This is a genomic window from Edaphobacter acidisoli, assembly GCF_014642855.1.
GTDB classification, from domain to species: Bacteria; Acidobacteriota; Terriglobia; order Terriglobales; family Acidobacteriaceae; genus Edaphobacter; species Edaphobacter acidisoli.
This window is the reverse complement of record NZ_BMJB01000001.1, coordinates 169,354-185,933: the sequence shown is the minus strand read 5'-3', so window position 1 is coordinate 185,933 and position 16,580 is coordinate 169,354. Positions and strand designations below refer to the sequence as shown.

10 protein-coding genes are annotated in these 16,580 nt (G+C 54.3%); 4 read left to right on the top strand and 6 right to left on the bottom strand.

Going from position 1 to position 16,580, the window contains the following annotated elements; all coding sequences use genetic code 11:
* The first annotated feature begins 335 nt into the window (after positions 1-335).
* A complete protein-coding gene (locus IEX36_RS00650; protein WP_188757460.1) occupies positions 336-2,075 on the top strand; it encodes a glycoside hydrolase family 15 protein in 1,740 nt (579 codons plus the stop codon).
* 24 nt (positions 2,076-2,099) lie between these two features.
* Here IEX36_RS00650 and dinB read toward each other — a convergent pair whose 3' ends face one another.
* The 4 genes from dinB to IEX36_RS00630 form a co-directional block, all read right to left on the bottom strand.
* Positions 2,100-3,212, bottom strand: coding sequence for a DNA polymerase IV (dinB, locus tag IEX36_RS00645; protein WP_188759704.1), 1,113 nt, complete (start codon positions 3,210-3,212; stop codon positions 2,100-2,102).
* Positions 3,213-3,402: 190 nt separating this feature from the next.
* Positions 3,403-4,422 (bottom strand): ROK family protein, encoded by a 1,020-nt coding sequence (locus IEX36_RS00640; protein ID WP_188757459.1) that lies wholly within the window; start codon positions 4,420-4,422, stop codon positions 3,403-3,405.
* A gap of 23 nt (positions 4,423-4,445) precedes the next feature.
* Entirely contained in the window at positions 4,446-5,822 is a 1,377-nt protein-coding gene (locus tag IEX36_RS00635) for a sugar porter family MFS transporter (protein ID WP_188757458.1), read from the bottom strand.
* A gap of 34 nt (positions 5,823-5,856) precedes the next feature.
* Positions 5,857-7,074, bottom strand: coding sequence for an SIS domain-containing protein (locus tag IEX36_RS00630; RefSeq protein ID WP_229668583.1), 1,218 nt, complete (start codon positions 7,072-7,074; stop codon positions 5,857-5,859).
* Positions 7,075-7,374: 300 nt separating this feature from the next.
* Here IEX36_RS00630 and IEX36_RS00625 point away from each other — a divergent pair, with 300 nt between their 5' ends.
* The gene (locus IEX36_RS00625) at positions 7,375-8,358 is read left to right on the top strand and encodes an ROK family protein (RefSeq protein WP_229668582.1); all 984 of its coding nucleotides are present in this window, start codon (positions 7,375-7,377) and stop codon (positions 8,356-8,358) included.
* A 62-nt stretch (positions 8,359-8,420) separates the two neighbouring features.
* Positions 8,421-9,563, top strand: coding sequence for a redoxin domain-containing protein (locus tag IEX36_RS00620; protein WP_188757456.1), 1,143 nt, complete (start codon positions 8,421-8,423; stop codon positions 9,561-9,563).
* Here IEX36_RS00620 and IEX36_RS00615 read toward each other — a convergent pair.
* Both IEX36_RS00615 and IEX36_RS00610 read right to left on the bottom strand, forming a co-directional pair.
* Positions 9,560-10,399, bottom strand: a complete 840-nt coding sequence (locus tag IEX36_RS00615) for a ThuA domain-containing protein (protein ID WP_229668581.1) — start codon at positions 10,397-10,399, stop codon at positions 9,560-9,562. The genes IEX36_RS00620 and IEX36_RS00615 overlap by 4 nt on opposite strands.
* A 64-nt stretch (positions 10,400-10,463) precedes the next feature.
* Entirely contained in the window at positions 10,464-12,884 is a 2,421-nt protein-coding gene (locus IEX36_RS00610; protein WP_229668580.1) for a GH116 family glycosyl hydrolase, read from the bottom strand.
* Between the two features lie 310 nt (positions 12,885-13,194).
* On the opposite strand from IEX36_RS00610, the gene IEX36_RS00605 reads away from it, so the two are divergent.
* A complete protein-coding gene (locus IEX36_RS00605; protein WP_188757455.1) occupies positions 13,195-16,575 on the top strand; it encodes a carboxypeptidase-like regulatory domain-containing protein in 3,381 nt (1,126 codons plus the stop codon).
* The last annotated feature ends 5 nt before the right edge of the window (positions 16,576-16,580 follow it).

Genomic DNA, 16,580 nt, shown 5'->3' with positions numbered 1-16,580 from the left:
AGTCAGTCTCGCGCAGAACGTTCGTCACGAGATCGGATAGCAATTTTAGGCTCTGACGGGCAAAATCACAAAGCTCAAATGTGAGCGAGGAATCGACGCGCGGCCATCGATCTGAACTAGCCAGTGCCACCAAATCAATTCGACGATTATGCCCTAATCTCTTGCTCTGACACGTTCCATCTGTACTTAGAGCCACCAGATGGGCAAGCCTCAAGTTAAGAAGCATAACCGAGAAAAACTGCCACCATAGACATAGAACATTTAGATGCAAGCGGCATAAAGCAAAACCGCATCTAATGATTTCTGTAGCGTTTTGGACGAGCGAGGTCGCGTGCGTGGCTCTTAAGATTGAAGATTATGCATTGATTGGAGATTGTGAAACTGCCGCACTCGTGGGAATCGACGGATCGATCGATTGGCTATGTTGGCCAGACTTCTCGTCTCCAGCCTGCTTCGCGGCTCTCATTGGAACAAAACGAAATGGCCGGTGGTATGTCGCCCCGAAGCAGTCATGCAAAAGCGTCACCCGTCAATACCGGGATCACACTCTTATCCTCGAAACCCGGTTTGAAACAGCTTCAGGTGTTCTCTTATTGATTGATTTCATGCCAGTACGCGAAACTCACTCCGATATTGTGCGGATAGTGAAATGCCTTGAAGGCACCGTGACCGTTCAGATAGAACTCTGCGTCCGCTTTGACTATGGACGGACTACCCCATGGACAGGCACGAGAGAGAGAAATGGCTGGGCAGCCGCGGCTGGCACTGGCGTTGTCTACTTGCGCACGCAACAACCGATGCAGACAAAGAACGATATTGCTTCCGCCGAATTCGTCCTCACCAAGGAGCAACAGAGAGTATTTGTCCTCACATACACAGACGCGCAAGAAACTCCTCCACGGCGCATCAATGCGAATTTAGCCCTTCGGGAGACCGAGCAGTTCTGGCTAAAATGGTGCGCTTCAAGTAACTATGATGGGATATCGCGCGGTGTAGTAGAGCGATCGCTGATCACCTTGAAAGCGCTAACCTACCGTCCGAGCGGCGGCATTGTCGCAGCCCCCACTACATCGTTGCCAGAGCGTATGGGTGCCGATCGAAACTGGGACTATCGTTATTGCTGGCTGAGGGACGCGGCATTCACACTCGAAAGCCTCCTCTCAACCGGTTATCGTGACGAGGCGCGCGCCTGGCAGGAGTGGCTTCTTCAAGCCGTGGGTAGCGATGTACGTAGCATGCAGATCATGTATGGGATGCACGGAGAAAGACACCTTCCAGAATGCGAACTTCCATGGCTTCATGGATATCGCAAGTCGCAACCCGTTCGCTTCGGGAACGCTGCTTCGGAGCAACTGCAATTGGACGTGTATGGTGAAGTCGCAGATGCCATCGTAAAAATGAAATGCGCTGGCATCCATTCTGATCAACGCGTCTCTCATTTGCTCTGTAGCCTCACGGATTATGTAGCATCTATCTGCCATCTTCCCGCATCTGGCCTATGGGAACAGCGAAATCGAGTGAAGCACTATACCTATTCCAAAGCAATGGCTTGGCTTGCCCTAAATCACGGGATAGAACATGTACAAGCAGGAAATACAGCAAGATGGAAAGCTATACGCGACCGATTGTATAGGCAAATATGCCGAAGGGGGTTCAACCGAAAGCTGGGTAGCTTCGTACAGTCATTCGATTCAGACGTGCTGGATGCTTCGGTATTGCTTCTTCCGTTCGCTGGCTTTCTTCCATTCAGCGACGAGCGAGTGCGGAGCACAATTGACACGGTCCTGAGAAAGCTTACAAAAAATGGATTTGTTTATCGCTTTGCACCACGCGATCAGAAACAATCTGAATCATCTTTTGTGGCATGCTCATTTTGGATGGTTCAGAGTCTCGCCGGAATTGGCCGCCGTAGCGCCGCCGAAAGGCTATTTCAAAAACTAATCTCGCGATGTAATGACGTCGGCCTAATCGCTGAAGAGTACGACCCTGATAATAGGCGATTCATGGGCAACTTCCCCCAGGCCCTTTCGCATATTGCCCTCATCAACGCCGCACGTGCCCTCTCATCCCAATAGAGGTCGGGTCTCATCAGCAAGCGCCTAAGAGAGAAGTGATGGAGCTTCCACCTCCCACCGGTCAGCCTCCTCATGTTCTTGCCGAAAGTTGCTGAGACCAACACCGACTAAGCGATAGAGTTGGTCAGACGGCAATTTGACCCTCTCACAAAGCACCGATACAGTCTCTATCAGGATCTCGCAACTCGAGACTGGTTCCCGTAATGTAAGACTACGTGTCAGCGATTGGAACTCCCTGGTCTTCAGCTTAAGTACTACCGTTTTAGCCTCGCGGAGGTTTTCCTTCGAAGCCTTCCAAACCCTTTCTGCCAGCCGGCGAATGTGTATTTCGCAGTCACCTAGCGGAATATCCTCAGGGAAGGTATCTTCTGCAGAGATCTGTTTCGTCACCCGGTTTGGGACGACTGGGTTGTGGTCGATCCCTCGTGCCAGCTCATAGAGTCGCTGCGCGTAGCTACCGAACTCCCGCTCCAGCATACCTAGCTCCATCGCATAGATATCGCCTACGAGCTTAATCCCTGCCTTGGCCATGCGAGACTCGGTTACTTTACCCACACCCGGAATACGCCCAACTGGGAGCGTGAGCAAGAAGCTCTGTGCTTCATGAGGTTGAATTACAAATTGGCCATTTGGCTTGCGCCAATCAGATGCAATCTTTGCGAGGAACTTATTCGGAGCCACTCCAGCCGAGGCAGTAAGACGCAATTCCTCCCAGATTTGTTGGCGTATTCTCCTCGCCACTAGTGTCGCCGTAGGCAATCCTGTCTTGTTGTGCGTTACGTCGAGGTAGGCCTCATCGAGCGAAAGTGGCTCGATAAGATCAGTATGTCTCTGGAATATCTCACGGACGGCCTGCGATACAGCTTTGTAACGGATGAAGTCAGGAGGGATGAAGATGGCATCTGGACATAAACGCTCTGCGCTCACGGCAGGCATTGCGGAACGTATGCCGAATTTGCGGGCCTCGTACGATGCTGCACAGACGACCGAGCGTCTTCCTTTCCAAGCTACGACGACAGGGCGCCCACGAAGATTCGGGTCGTCTCGCTGCTCGACAGAAGCGTAGAACGCATCCATATCAACGTGCACGATCTTTCGAGTCCCGAGGGCGGCGACATCGGTAAACGACTCGGGCATTGCGTTGCTCGCACGATCCATCGTGTTCCCGCGAAGGCCTCCCATTCTGGGATTAAACAACTGCTCGGGCACTGAGTCCACGACGCGCCGTTGCATCGGTCGAATGCATTCGAGGGTATTTTACATATTCCCTTTATCTTCGCCCAGAGCACGCTGTGCGGCATCGGGTGGTTGGATATCCTGCACAGTGCTAGCGCGGAGTGTGGACTCCTGCGACTTCCAGAGCTAAGCGGAGTGCGCCCATGATCTGGGCATCGGCGCCGAGAATACTACGCAGCAACTTCGGCCGGCTTCTTAGATTGAGCGCGGCCAATTCCGCTTCCGTTGACTCGTGCAAGGATGCATGCATGCCGATGCTGCCGCCAAGGACAAACAAAGGCACATTGAGCACAAGAGACATGTTGTAGATTGTACGGGCGAGGAGCGTCGAAGTCTGGTGGAGCAGAGCGGCGGCCGCTGGATCCCCCCATTTTGCGTGGTCAAAGATTTCGGTTGGCGTAAGAGTAGCGGGCAGAGGAGTGCGCCCCTCATAAGTCTGCCATTGTTTGCAGATGCCTGTGCCACCGATTACGGACTCGAGCGCTCCGGGCTCGTGTGGCCTGGCAGTTTGTGGCGTTATGCCGGGAACTAGCATATAACCGATTTCGCCGGCGGTCCAACCGCGTCCACGAAAGAGGCCACCGTTGAGAAAGAGCCCCGCGCCGAGGCCGGTGCCAATGGCAAGAAAGGCAAAGTCTGCAGCCTCTCTTGCTATGCCGCACCAGCTTTCACCGAGCGCGGCGAGATTTACGTCATTGTCTATTGCAGCCGGAACCTGCAGCGTATCTTCGAGCATTCGCTGCAAAGGGACATCGCGCCAGCCCATGAGATACGACGTCGCAATCACAACACCGTCATCGGGATCCGTGACACCCGGCGCGCCCGCAGCAACACCCTTCAGCATTTCCGGGTCGGCAGATGTTTCATCGAGGAGATTCCTGAGGCCATCATGGATTTTGGCAACGATTGCTCCGGCGCCGCTAATCCCCACTGTAGAAGTGCTCCATCTTGCTTGTATCGCGCCTCTTGTATCGGCAAGTGCAAGCCGAAGATTGGTTCCTCCAATATCTATACCGAGAACGTAGGACCGTCTGGCTGCTGTGGAAGCATGGCCACCGACAGTTTGTGAACTAACGACGGGCGCTCCGGCAAGGATGAATTCGTTCGTCATCGTATGGATTTTTCCTGGTTTTCTCACAGTGATACTGCACTCCTTTGAGAGCTGATGCTTTCCAGTGCACGCCCTTTCGTTTCCGGCACGATGAAGCGCACAAAGAGGAGCGTGACAATACAAAACGCTGCGTAGAGGAGGAAGGTCAGAGAGCTTCCGGCAGTTGTGATGAGTGTGAGAAACGTAATGGAGACGAGAAAGTTCGACGCTCCGGAACCGAGGGTTGCGGCTGCCATGCCGCGACCGCGGATCTGTAGCGGGAAGACCTCAGAGGCGAGAATCCAGGCGATTGGCCCCATGCTGAAGGCAAAACAGATGATGTAGAGCATGAGGCAAAGAAGCGCAATCGCGCCCGGGCGCGCGCCGAATGCCGTCGGTGCATGGAAGGAGTATGCCAGCAAAAACAGCGAGAGCGTCATCCCTCCGACTCCCCAATAGAGAAGCGGCTTGCGCCCGACGCGGTCGACGAGCACCAGTGCGATGACGGTAGCCACGACGTTGGTACTGGCTACGAGCAGAGTGGCGAAGATAGCGTTCTCGTTCGAGGTGATGCCGGCCATGGTGAAGATGCGCGGGCCATAATAAATGATCGTGTTGATGCCTGTGACCTGCTGCAGGATGGTAAAGCCGACGGCGATGAGCAGCGACAAGCGGACAGGTCTGCTCCAGAGTGCACTCCAACGCTTCTCGATTTTGGCTTCGAGTGCGATGCGGATGTCCTCGATGAGCAATTCCGTGCCTGCTTCATCTGTGAAGGACGCAAATACAGCGCGAGCCTCAGCAGTTCTGCCCTGTGAAAACAGCCAGCGTGGACTCTCCGGCAAGGTAAGAAGGAGCGTCAGGAAGACGAGCGCCGGTACGGCTCCCAGGCCAAACATTGACCGCCATGCATGGTGAGAGGCCAGAAGGTATCCGGTAAGATCAGCAACCGCGATGCCGACGGTGAGTGCGAACTGGTAGAGGCCAATAAGCATGCCGCGTGTCTCGGGAGGTGCAAGTTCCGAGACGTAGACGGGAGCGGTTACCGACGTAAATCCGATCGCAAGGCCCAGCAGCACACGCGAGCCGATGAGAATCCATACATTCGGCGCAGCAAATGCCAACAGTGAACCGAGCACAAAGATAAGACCGCCCAGCAAGAGTGTGAAACGCCTTCCTGCATGGTCAGCGATATAGCCTCCTGCCAGAGCACCGGCCATCGCACCGACCAGCACCGAACTGACGACCCACTCCTCCATCCGAGTAGAAAGTGCAAAGCTCTCACGCACGTAGATGAGCGCCGCCGCAATGATTCCCATATCGAACCCGTAAAGAAATCCTCCTAATCCGGCGATGAAGGAGACCTTGTAAAGGAAAGCTCGCTTGATGGTTGCTTGGTGGCTGTGACTCGAAGTAGGCATGCGTCCTCGATATAGAGATAGAGAGAGTTTGATTTCACTGCTCCATCACGCCGTACTGAAAGCGAGGAGGAAGACGGCAGCCGTGCTTTTCAACAATTCCGAGTGTCAGCGCCTGGGCTACGAGAATCGAGGTCAGTGCTTCCCATAGCTCCGGCACTGGGTCCAGTCTTACTGGAAGCAATTTGCTGGTCGCAGTATGCTCGTCGGCTGAAACAAGAATTACCTTGCCGCCACGACGATTGCACTCCTCGGCCAGTTTCAAGCCGAGTCCGGCGGTACGGCCGAGAGCGAGGATCACGCCGACATGGGACGAATCAACGTCCAGGTTGGGCCCGTGCCGAAAACCCGCGCCGGTATGGGGGGCGGCTCGCTGGCCACTCATCTCGCGAATGCAGAGAGCGCTCATGATAGCTGCACCATAGCCAGCGCCACGACCTATGATTTCGATGTTGGCAGCTCCGCTGCAAAACTGCTCGAGTTCTTCCCTGCGCGAAAAGACCGGATCCAAATTGGTCGCAAAAACATCGGCCACGCGGAGAGCTTCCTCTTGCCAGGCATGACCTGCGATTTCGGAGGCGAGAATAATGGCGGCTGCGGTCGCATTGGAATATGTCTTTGTCGCGTTGCCATACTCCGGACCTGCCAGAATCGGCAGCCGGTTGGTTGCGAGATCCCAACAGGTGCTTGCTAAATTGTTGCAGATAAGCGCCATCCGTCGATTTTTCCCATCACGAAAGAGCTCTACCAGCTCGGCGCTTTCGCCCGAGGTTGTTAATAGGATAGAGAGCGCCGCTTCATCCCATACCCTTCTACCGTAGTGGAGCCACTCTCCCGCATCGATACTGAAAGAAAGACGTTCGAACGTTTGCAGAAGCGCCGAGCCTGGTATGGAAGAGCAGAGGGACGCGCCCATACCCAAAAACAGAACCGGACCAGGCCGATGGGCGAGTCGGACGATCTCTCTGAGCTCTGCCTGGAGGTTCGAGTCCTTACGGTAACTATTCACCAGTGCGAGCAGACGGGCTGGCTGCTCGCGGCATTCGATCTCAAGTATCTGCGTCCCGTTTGCCGTCAGAAGCTCTTTATGCGGCTCAACGCCGCCGATCCATCGGGAACGTAATTGATTTGATTCGGTCATCTTCAACTTCCTGCCACCAGCAAAGCTACGATACTCTCGTATTACTTTGTAATCTTTATTTAGTATCAGGCCAGAAGGAGAAATAGCAAGAACTTCTTTCACGTTGTGGCGCACATGTTCTCTTCTGTGATGACATTGTGCGCGTGGAGCCATATAGTAACCCGAGAGCAATACACTGGACCCGACGTGAAGAGAAAAGCTATCTCAATTGGTCGACCCTCCGTGCTGCGCCACACCAACGCATACGGACTGCTCAAGCTTCTTCGCGAGTGCGGTTCCTGCTCGCGGGCTGACCTTGTGCGAGCGTCAAAACTTAGCGCCCCGACGGTGACAAACGTTGTGAAGGATTTGCTTGCCGCGGACCTGGTAGAACCGCTAGGCGAAGGAGAATCAAGTGGCGGTCGGCCCCCGGACATGATTCGCTTTAAGGCGGAACGCGGCTGCCTGCTGGCAATCGATATCTCTGCAGACCGTATTTCCTACCTGCTGACAGATTTGAATGGAAGCGAGCTCGAAACCCGGTCGTTTTCGTTGGCCCGGCGTAGGGCGACGCCTGATGCTATCTGTGGTTACATCGCCGAAGAGCTCAAGACGATGCTCCGCAAGCACCGCAAGACACGCGAACAGCTACTGGCCATTGTTGTCGGAGTGCCGGCGATTACGAATGTCGACGAGGGGACGGTTCTTTCAATCAGTACCCTGGAGGGGTGGCGCTCCATACCACTGCGCTCCATGCTGAGCAAGATCATCGACTGTCTGATCATCGTTGAAAACGATATCAACCTGGCGGCAGAAGGCGAGCATTACTGCGGAGCGGCTCAAGCGGAGAACGATTTTGTCCTGATCCATATCGGGATGAATGTCGGAGCGGGCATTTTTCTCGGTGGCCGTATTCATCACGGCTCGCAATGGTCAGCTGGAGAAATCGCATATCTTCGTCTGCCTTCCGTCTCGCGCAGGCAACCGATGATCCATGAGTTTGGCGAGTTGGAGAGCGTTCTTACCAGTACCGGCATTCTGCGGAGCTGGAATGAAGGCAAGGGCAAGGCTTCGCTGGACAAAAGGCGCACGTTGCGGGAGCTGGACGCAGTGGGCATTCTGAATCTTGCTCAGGTGGGAGATGCGCGTGCCGAGGAAATTGTGCGGCGGCGCGCGGAGATTGTCGCCGATATCATTACAAATCTTTCTCTCATTCTTAATCCTGGGCTCATCCTGATGGGCGGCGAGATCGGAAGCCATCCGGTTCTGATTGATTCGGTGCGAAAGCATCTGCATGGAAGCGAGTTCGGCCTTACCAAGGTGATGCCGAGTGTGCCGGGAAACAAGGCCGTGCTGTGGGGAGGGATTGCACTGGCCTTAGGAGAGGTTCCGGGAGTGCTTCTACCTCAGCCCAATTGAAGGTGACAACTTAATAAAAGACAGTTATAAAGGTTCCTGGAATTTCTCCAAGGAGCCCTTAGATGCGAAAGCTTATGTATGCCGCAATATTTGTTGCGATATCACTTCCGGGGCGCGCACAGACGATGCACCCCATTCTCCCGATCGGTGCGGCGCCTCCTGATTTTGCACTGCCAGGAGTAGATGGAAAGATTCATAAGCTCAGCGATTATGCCCAAAGCCCAGTCTTAGCCATCATCTTCACCTGTGATCATTGTCCGATTGCGCAGATGTATGAACAGCGGATCGAAAAACTTTATGAGAACTACGGGAAACGAGGCGTGGCAGTGGTCGCGATCCAAGGAAACGATCCGAATGCCACGACGATCGACGAGCTCGATTCTTCCGATTCCGGGGACACACTCGAAGAGATGAAGGTTCGTGTGCAATACAAGAAACTTCATTACCCTTACCTTTATGATGGTGCAAGCCAGTCGGTGACCAGCGCGTATGGGCCACAGGCGACGCCTCACGTGTTTATCTTCGACAAGACGCGGCATCTGCGCTACGAAGGCCGTTTCGATAACAGCTACAGGATCGAAAAGGTAGTAACGCATGATGCGCAGAATGCTATCGATGCATTGCTTGCCGGGAAACCGGTAGCTGTTACTCATACAAGCGTCTTTGGCTGCTCAACGAAGTGGAAGGAAAAGGAGGCACTGCGGGCTGCGTATGAGCAGAAGCTCGACTCTACTCCTGTTTCTGTCAGCATAGTTGACGCCATTGGTTTAAAGAAGCTTCGCGCGAATGCAGGAGACAGCTATACGCTGGTGAGTTTCTGGGCGACCTGGTGCGGATCCTGCGTGGCTGAGTTCGCGGATTTACAGGATACCTTCCGTATGTATAGCGATCGCGGCTTCAATCTAGTGACAGTCTCCGTGAATGCTCCGGATGAAAAAGCCAGCGTGCTGAAGTTTCTTGAGAGGAAGCATGCAACAAGCAGGAACCTACTCTTTGCCTCGGACGATACGGCAAGTCTGCAAGCCGCCTTCGATCCGAAGTGGCAGTCGGCAGTACCTTATACCGTACTTCTGGGACCTAATGGAACAGTACTTTATAAGACTATCGGGTCCGTCGATATGCTGGAACTACGACGGAAGCTTCTCGCCGCGATGCCGGCAGACTATATCGGCTTCAATCGCTACTGGAGCACTCCGTCTCATTAAGGTTGAACCGAGCCCGCAGCTACTGTGTGTCGCGGCTCTTTTTCATGCGCAGCCCAGAAAATGGAGTTAATAAAAATCTTTGTAAAAGCTCGATTTTGAAACAGTTCCGGATGGTGCCCCATAAAGATATAGATGTTGCGTGCCTTGTAGTGCGGGTTGGTCCAGATGACGGGATGGTCTCCCATCTTAATTTTGGAATCTGGCTTGTACGTACTTTCGTCAACGCTGGCCAGCACATGCACATTTGGACGGGGCGACTTGTCCCATGTGTACCACTCCTCTTTGTCGATGACGAATGGGCTGGAGACTCCTGCCATGGTGGGATGTGACCGATCTTCGATGGTAACTGTGCCATCGGCGAAAGTCGGGATGTATGCGGTGAAGCGGATTCCTCCCATGAACTTTGAGAACCAAGGCCACATCTGAAATCCATCGAACTCACCCAGCAGAGTGGCGTGATGGAACCCGATCCAACCGCCTTTGCCTTGCTCAATGTATCGGATGAATGAGGCCTGCGCAGTGGGCGTCCAGCCATACGGCGGATAGTTCAACTGGATGAAGACTTTGTATTTGGCGAGAAACGCATCGTCGATGGGAGTGGTGTCCTGGATGTAGTCGACGGCGAAATTATCTTTCGCTGCGAGATCATTTAGCCACACTTTGGCAGCCTCGACAAATGGAAGGTGAATTCCGCCTTTCTCCGCGATGGCGACGACGCGAAACCGTGGAACCGAGGGATGTGAACCGGATGCCCACGCTGGCGCACTCGTGAACAGCGCGAGAAACATGGCCAGACCTAGAAGACGGGGAAGAACGTGGTTGGATTTCGAATGCATCTTGAGTGAGACCTCATTTTGGCTTGTGGTATGCGGATCGTTGGACGGGTTCCGTTTCATGGCTTCACTTGACCTCCGGGGTCATCTGCAGCGCCCAAACGCCCATTGGCCGCATATACATGCCGGCGCGAAAATTGCCGCTGGCATCCCACGCCTCAGGTGTTCGGAACCAATAGCCCTTGCTCTCATAGATCACATGGTAGAGCCCCCAGGTAGTCTTCCATGCCTGGTCCTGCATGCCTTCGCTCATCAGCAGGCCTGCATAGCCGAGGGTCGTGCCTACCCACACTTCGCGCGCTTCGTCATTGGGAACGACGGTTCCATCGGCGCGCATGCCGTTCACGGCGCCGAGGCGGCCGTCGCTGAATTTCATGACGTTGTGGTCGAAGATTGTTTGCGCGGCCTTAATCTGCATGGAACGGGGAACTATCTCGCCCAGACCAGTGAGATTGGCATACCACTGGCCTGCAAGCTGATCGGTTTGTATATCGTTACGCGACTCCTCGCTGGTGTCGTAGCGGAAAAATTCACCATTCCAAAGCTGCGTGATGTAGGCCTTCTGCCCTTTTTTGAAGAGTGCATGATATTCAGCCGCAGCTTTTGCATCTCCGAGAATGTGCGCTGTTTCCTCGCCGGCACGCAGGGCCGCCAACCATAGCCCTCCGCAGTAGGCGCTGACGCCGTGTGTCACCCAGTCATCGTAGGTCTGGTCAGGGTAGCCTGAGTTCTCTGGAATTCCCGCGCCATGATCGAACTGGCGCAGATACTCAATTGCGGACTTCATTGCCGGCCAAGTCTCGCGGAGAAATTGCTTGTCGGTGCGTCCAGTGAGAACGTAATCGCGGTAGACCATCAGCACAAACTTGGAGTTGAGGTCTTTCCAGTCATTCGTGTTCTGCCATCCAGGCTCGTTTACGGCATAAAACGGATCGCCCTCCGGGACACCCAGATCATGCGGGACAGCACCGATCTTTTTACGTTTGTACGTAACTGGGTGCCCGCTCAACTGCGTCTTCCATACCCAGAGGCCTTCGTCCGGCCACTCTTTGGGCACGGTATCTGCAAACTCGCGAAGGACCTGCTTGTCGATCTGGGGCCAAAACTTGATGAGCGGAAGCGAGGCATAGAAGCGGACATCGAGCGTCCCGTAATAGGCGTAATCAAAGCATTCGAGAAGAGCAAATTTTGCGGGTGTTTTGGTGCTGCTGCCTGCTTCACGTCCCCAGAATGTGCCACCATCCGTGAGCGGGTAGAGTTCATTGAATAGCATGCCGCGAAACCACAGTGGCTCGCTCTTGTCCGCCAGATAAGGCGCTTGCCACTGGTCGATTGCGTCGCTCCACTCGGCGGCATGGAGCAATCCATCGTGGGCAATCTTCCAGGCGTTCAAACCTGTCGTTCCATAGAAGTCCGTATATTTGCGATACCACTGGCGGCCCTGGCCGAACTGAACGACTGGAAAATCCCAGGCCACGACCATGGGGATGATCTTCTTTTCGCCCGGGCGCAGAGTGAAGCGGACAGCGATGGCGCCAGCGAGCTTTTCCTTTTCGCTGATCCAGGTCTTGTTGTTATTGGCGAGCCTACCATCGCGCGAGAAAGGAGCCCACACTTCTTTGCCATCGCCGCTTGCGTCATAGGTTGTCTGGTAGGTCACTTCCACCCCGGGCGAGCCAATGGAGGCAATTGCCATCTGCCCATCCCATTCATTCGGGCGCGAACCGGCTCGCTTGCGGCTGAAGAGAACGCCTTGCATCGTCCCAATGCCCGGAATCTCTTCGCTCATGTGTTCGTTGTGATTGCCCTGATTCGGCGTGCCTGCGAAGTCGTGAGTGAAGGTTCGAAACCAACCCGTCATATTGGTCCATGAGAGCAGCACCGAGACTGTCACGGTTTTGTTTGTGGTGTTTTCGGCGTGCCAGCGGTAGATCGCTACAGGATAGCTCGACTCACGGTAGTTGTTCGGCAGAATAGGAGAATACTGCTCGAGCGTCAGCCGAGCGGGAAGATTCGGGCTCTGATAGACGAACCACGACTTCGGGTAAAGCGCGTAGTAGGTTCCTGCGCCTACAGGGTAGTCCCATCGCCAACTCGAGAGTTCGCCATTGGCCGGGTGTCCGTTGAGCAGAGCTTGAGCGTAGCTGGCGTTATCGCCTTCTGTTTTTTCATACACAGCAAACTGATTCGCGTAGATGGTCTCATATTTGTGCACGCCGGCCTTGATGTGCCAACGGGAGAAATCACCGCGGTAACTCCGCGAAAATGTGCCGGCGCCGATGCCGCCGACAGGCGCGCCCTGCCAGTAACCATCGTCGATGATGCCGGGCTTCATGGCCACGCCGGGATTTTCGAGAGGCTGGCCAAGCGGCCGGGACCAGGCAGCCTTTGGAATATCGTCCGCAGCCCAGGCTGCAGGGAGCGTTGCAAGGACGAGCAGGAGTGCGAAGGTGCGGAACAGCAGTGGTGCGGTCAATAGACGCTTCAATCTTCCCCCTGGGCACTCGTCCCTGTTGGTGACAATCCCGTTACTTTGCGCTCCGAGGTCAGTAGACCATCGTTTGTCTCAAGGCGCACACCGCAAACGAAAAAGCCTCGAAGATGACACATTTTCGAAAAAGAGCTTGCCAAAAGTCCCGAATAAGAATACATACTAACTAATCTTTACGAAGTATGTCAGGGAAATTTTACATCTGAAGAACATTCAGACTTGGAGGAGGAAAGTGATGGGCCTTACCGGGTTCGAAGCACTTCGCATACGTACTCTTTGGCGTCGCTGGTTTCCGGCGCTTTGTCTCATGTTGGGTTCTGTCGTGTGGGCCCATGCGCAGAGCTCAGCCACAGGAGAGATTCGCGGCACGATCACCGACGCCACCGGGGCAGTCATCCCGAAGGCTACAGTTTCCGTAGCTAACGTAAATACTGGCGTGAGTAAGGTGTTTACAACGAACAACAGCGGGTTGTTCGATACGGTTTCGACTCCGAATGGACAATACACGGTGACGGTCAGCGCGCCGGGATTTCAGACCCTGGTCTTAGGACCCATTACGTTGGATGTCGGCGTCATCACCTTAAATGGTCACCTGAAGGTAGGTAGCCAGACGCAGCAGGTTGAAGTTCGCGCCGATGATGTCGAGCTTCTCCAGACCGAAAGCGGAGAACAGTCCACCACCCTTGACGAGAAAACGATGCAGCAACTTCCTCAGGTAGGTCAGGATTGGGCCAACTTTACCATCCTCCTTGCCGGCAGTGCGGGTGCAGCTTCCGCAAACGGAGTGACGAATCCGGGCGCTGCGGTTTCGCTCAATGGCAGCATGCCTTTCAGCGGCAACTTCCTCTCCGACGGTGGATCCGTCACGAATCCACACAGCGCCGATGTGGAGACGGACACATTCGATACCGTAGCAGAAGTCGATATCCAGGATTCGAATTTCTCGGCGCAGTATGGCATTGGAGGAGTGGTCTTTAACCAGATAACGAAAGGTGGGACGAACAAGTTTCATGGCTCAGGCTACGAACATTTTCAAAACGATGCGCTGAATGCGCGCTCCTACTTCAATGCTCCTGGCCAGCCCCTTCCGCCGCTGCGTTTTCATCAATTCGGCGGATCGATCGGCGGACCTATCTGGCGCAACAAGCTCTTCTTCTTCTTCAACTATGACAAAACGATCGATAACAGCTCGTACAGCGGCTTTGTGAGCATGCCCACCGATCAGATGAAGGGAATCAATACTTCGAACGGGCAGTTCGACCTGACCCAGTTGATGCCGCTCGAAGCGAATGGCAATCCGATCCCGCTAACGGACAGCAACGGGAACACGATCACGAATCCCTGTACTGGCAACACGGTGTATCAGGGCGAAATCTTTGACCCTACAACGCAGACCTCGGTCAATGGGCAGATGTGCCGCTTTCCCTATGCAACCGATAATGTCATTCCAGCGAATAAAATCGATCCCGTTGCTTCGAAGATGATGAAGTACTTTCCGCGTCCTAACCAAGACACCAGCCTCGGTATTAATGGCGACTATTACTACGTCGTGCGGACACCATATCCGTCGACCCGCATTTATGGCCGCATCGATTATGACTTCAACTCGAAGAACCGCCTGACGTCCTCTATTGCCGTGCGTGATGCGAATTCTCCGGTCTATTCGGAATGGACCTGCCCTATAGCCTGCTATAGCGACGACACTTCGGACTATTCGAGCCAGACGTCCGATGTATGGTCGATCAGTTCAACTTTCGTGAACGAATTCCGGTTTAGCTTCAACCGTCAAGGAAGCTTTCTTACACCTTATTCACTTGGCCTGGGCATACCGGCGTCGCTCGCGTTGCAGTATGCCAAAGCAGATGTCTTCCCGAATATCAGCATAACCGGCAACATCTGCTGCGATTCGCCTTATGCCGGGACAAACACAATCTACGCGCAAAATGTCTTTCAGCCTTCCGATGTGGTCACCCTCATACGCGGCAAGCACGTACTGCACTTCGGGGGCGAGTTGATCATGTTGCAGGACAATTCAACAGCCTGGGGCAATGTTGATGCCGGAGATTTCGGTTTTTCAGGGCAATATACGCAGGCAAGCCTTGATGCTACCGGCAGCGGCGCAGGATGGGCTGATTTTCTGCTGGGGGACGTGCAAAGCTGGGGTGCGGCGAATTCGCCCCTGTTTGGTGGCCGGCAGAAGAGCCCGCAGGTCTTTGTCCAGGACGATATCAAACTGCGTCCGAACCTTACAGTGAATGTGGGGCTGCGTTACCAGATTCAGGAGGGATGGAAAGAAGTTCACAATCGTATGGGTGACTTCGATCCGACTATTTACAACACGCTGTCCGGTAATAACGGCGCCATGTGGTTCTCACCAGCCAACCACCGCACACAGGCGCAGGCCAACGTATACACCGGATTGCTACCGCGCCTTGGATTTGCATATACGTTACCGCACGATACGGTTCTGCGCGGCGGCTGGGGCATGTATACCTCCCCATGGAGTGTGGACCAGTATGGAAATGCGAAGGGTGTGGGTTACAGCGAATCCGGAAATGCCCAAGACCAAACCAATGGTGTGAGTCCGGTGACAACCCTCTCGGGCCCCGGGGTTCTGTATGGCACATCAACACCCCTCCCATATGTTCAGGCGTCGACTTCCCCGACAGCTTATAACGGGCAAAACACGCCAAACTACGATCCCTATCACACACCGCTTACATATCTCTACTCATGGTCTCTCGGCGTTGAACACGATTTTGGATCCGGCACAGTTGCGCAGGTAGCGTATGTAGGCAAACACGGCGCCAACATGCAATTCAAAGGAGACATCAACCAGGTACCAGTGCAGAACCTCTCGCCTAATGACAACCCTGCCGGGAGACCATATCCGCAGTATCAGTCCATTGGAGGCAGCACCTTTAACGCGATCTCGAATTACAATTCGCTCCAAGCGCAGATTAATCGCCGTCTGAGCAAAGGCATCGCATTCAGCGCGGCTTATACCTGGTCGAAGTTTCTCGATGATATGGACGTCTCACCGTTCAATGGGCAGGGAGGTACGGTTAACTATCAGAACTTCCACGATCCAAGAAGTAACTATGCGCCTTCGAATTTCGATATTCGCAACTCCCTGAAGAGCAGCTTGATTTACCAACTGCCTTTCGGCGTTGGCCGCAGGTGGGTCAACAAGAATGGCTTTCTCGACAGGGCTGTTGGCGGATGGCAGATTTCGGCGATTGTGATCAATCAGGGCGGTAATCCTTTTACCGTGACCTACAACGGTCCGAACAACTCGTATTCGCAGGCGGGCTCGTGGTATCCGAATGTATTGCGGCCATCGCAGAAGATTCACAAAAACGTCAGCGAGTGGTATGACCCAACCGCATACGTGGTAGCTGCTAACGGCACATTTGGCAACTCGGGCCGTAATTCGCTGCGAGCGCCGGGTGTGGATACGACGAACCTTTCTCTCGGCAAGACCTTCCAGTTTACCGAGCAGATCGGATTGCAGTTCCGTGCCGATGCCTCGAACGTCTTCAACCATCCAGCATTTGGCGCTCCCGATGGCAACTTCAACGACCCCGTGAACCTGTCCACGCCGGGAAGGCCTCAGGGTGCTGGAACCATCAGCAGTACAACGGTAGGTGGCCGCAATATGCAGCTCAGCGCGCGCATATCGTTCTGAATAGC

Bases quoted from the DNA above. Each gene is read 5' to 3' on its own strand.
- IEX36_RS00625 (WP_229668582.1), top strand. From the start codon at position 7,375: ATGATTCGCTTTAAGGCGGAACGCGGCTGCCTGCTGGCAATCGATATC.
- IEX36_RS00620 (WP_188757456.1), top strand. From the start codon at position 8,421: ATGCGAAAGCTTATGTATGCCGCAATATTTGTTGCGATATCACTTCCG.
- IEX36_RS00615 (WP_229668581.1), bottom strand. From the start codon at position 10,399: ATGCATTCGAAATCCAACCACGTTCTTCCCCGTCTTCTAGGTCTGGCC.
- IEX36_RS00640 (WP_188757459.1), bottom strand. From the start codon at position 4,422: ATGACGAACGAATTCATCCTTGCCGGAGCGCCCGTCGTTAGTTCACAA.
- IEX36_RS00635 (WP_188757458.1), bottom strand. From the start codon at position 5,822: ATGCCTACTTCGAGTCACAGCCACCAAGCAACCATCAAGCGAGCTTTC.
- IEX36_RS00605 (WP_188757455.1), top strand. From the start codon at position 13,195: ATGTTGGGTTCTGTCGTGTGGGCCCATGCGCAGAGCTCAGCCACAGGA.
- dinB (WP_188759704.1), bottom strand. From the start codon at position 3,212: ATGCCCGAGTCGTTTACCGATGTCGCCGCCCTCGGGACTCGAAAGATC.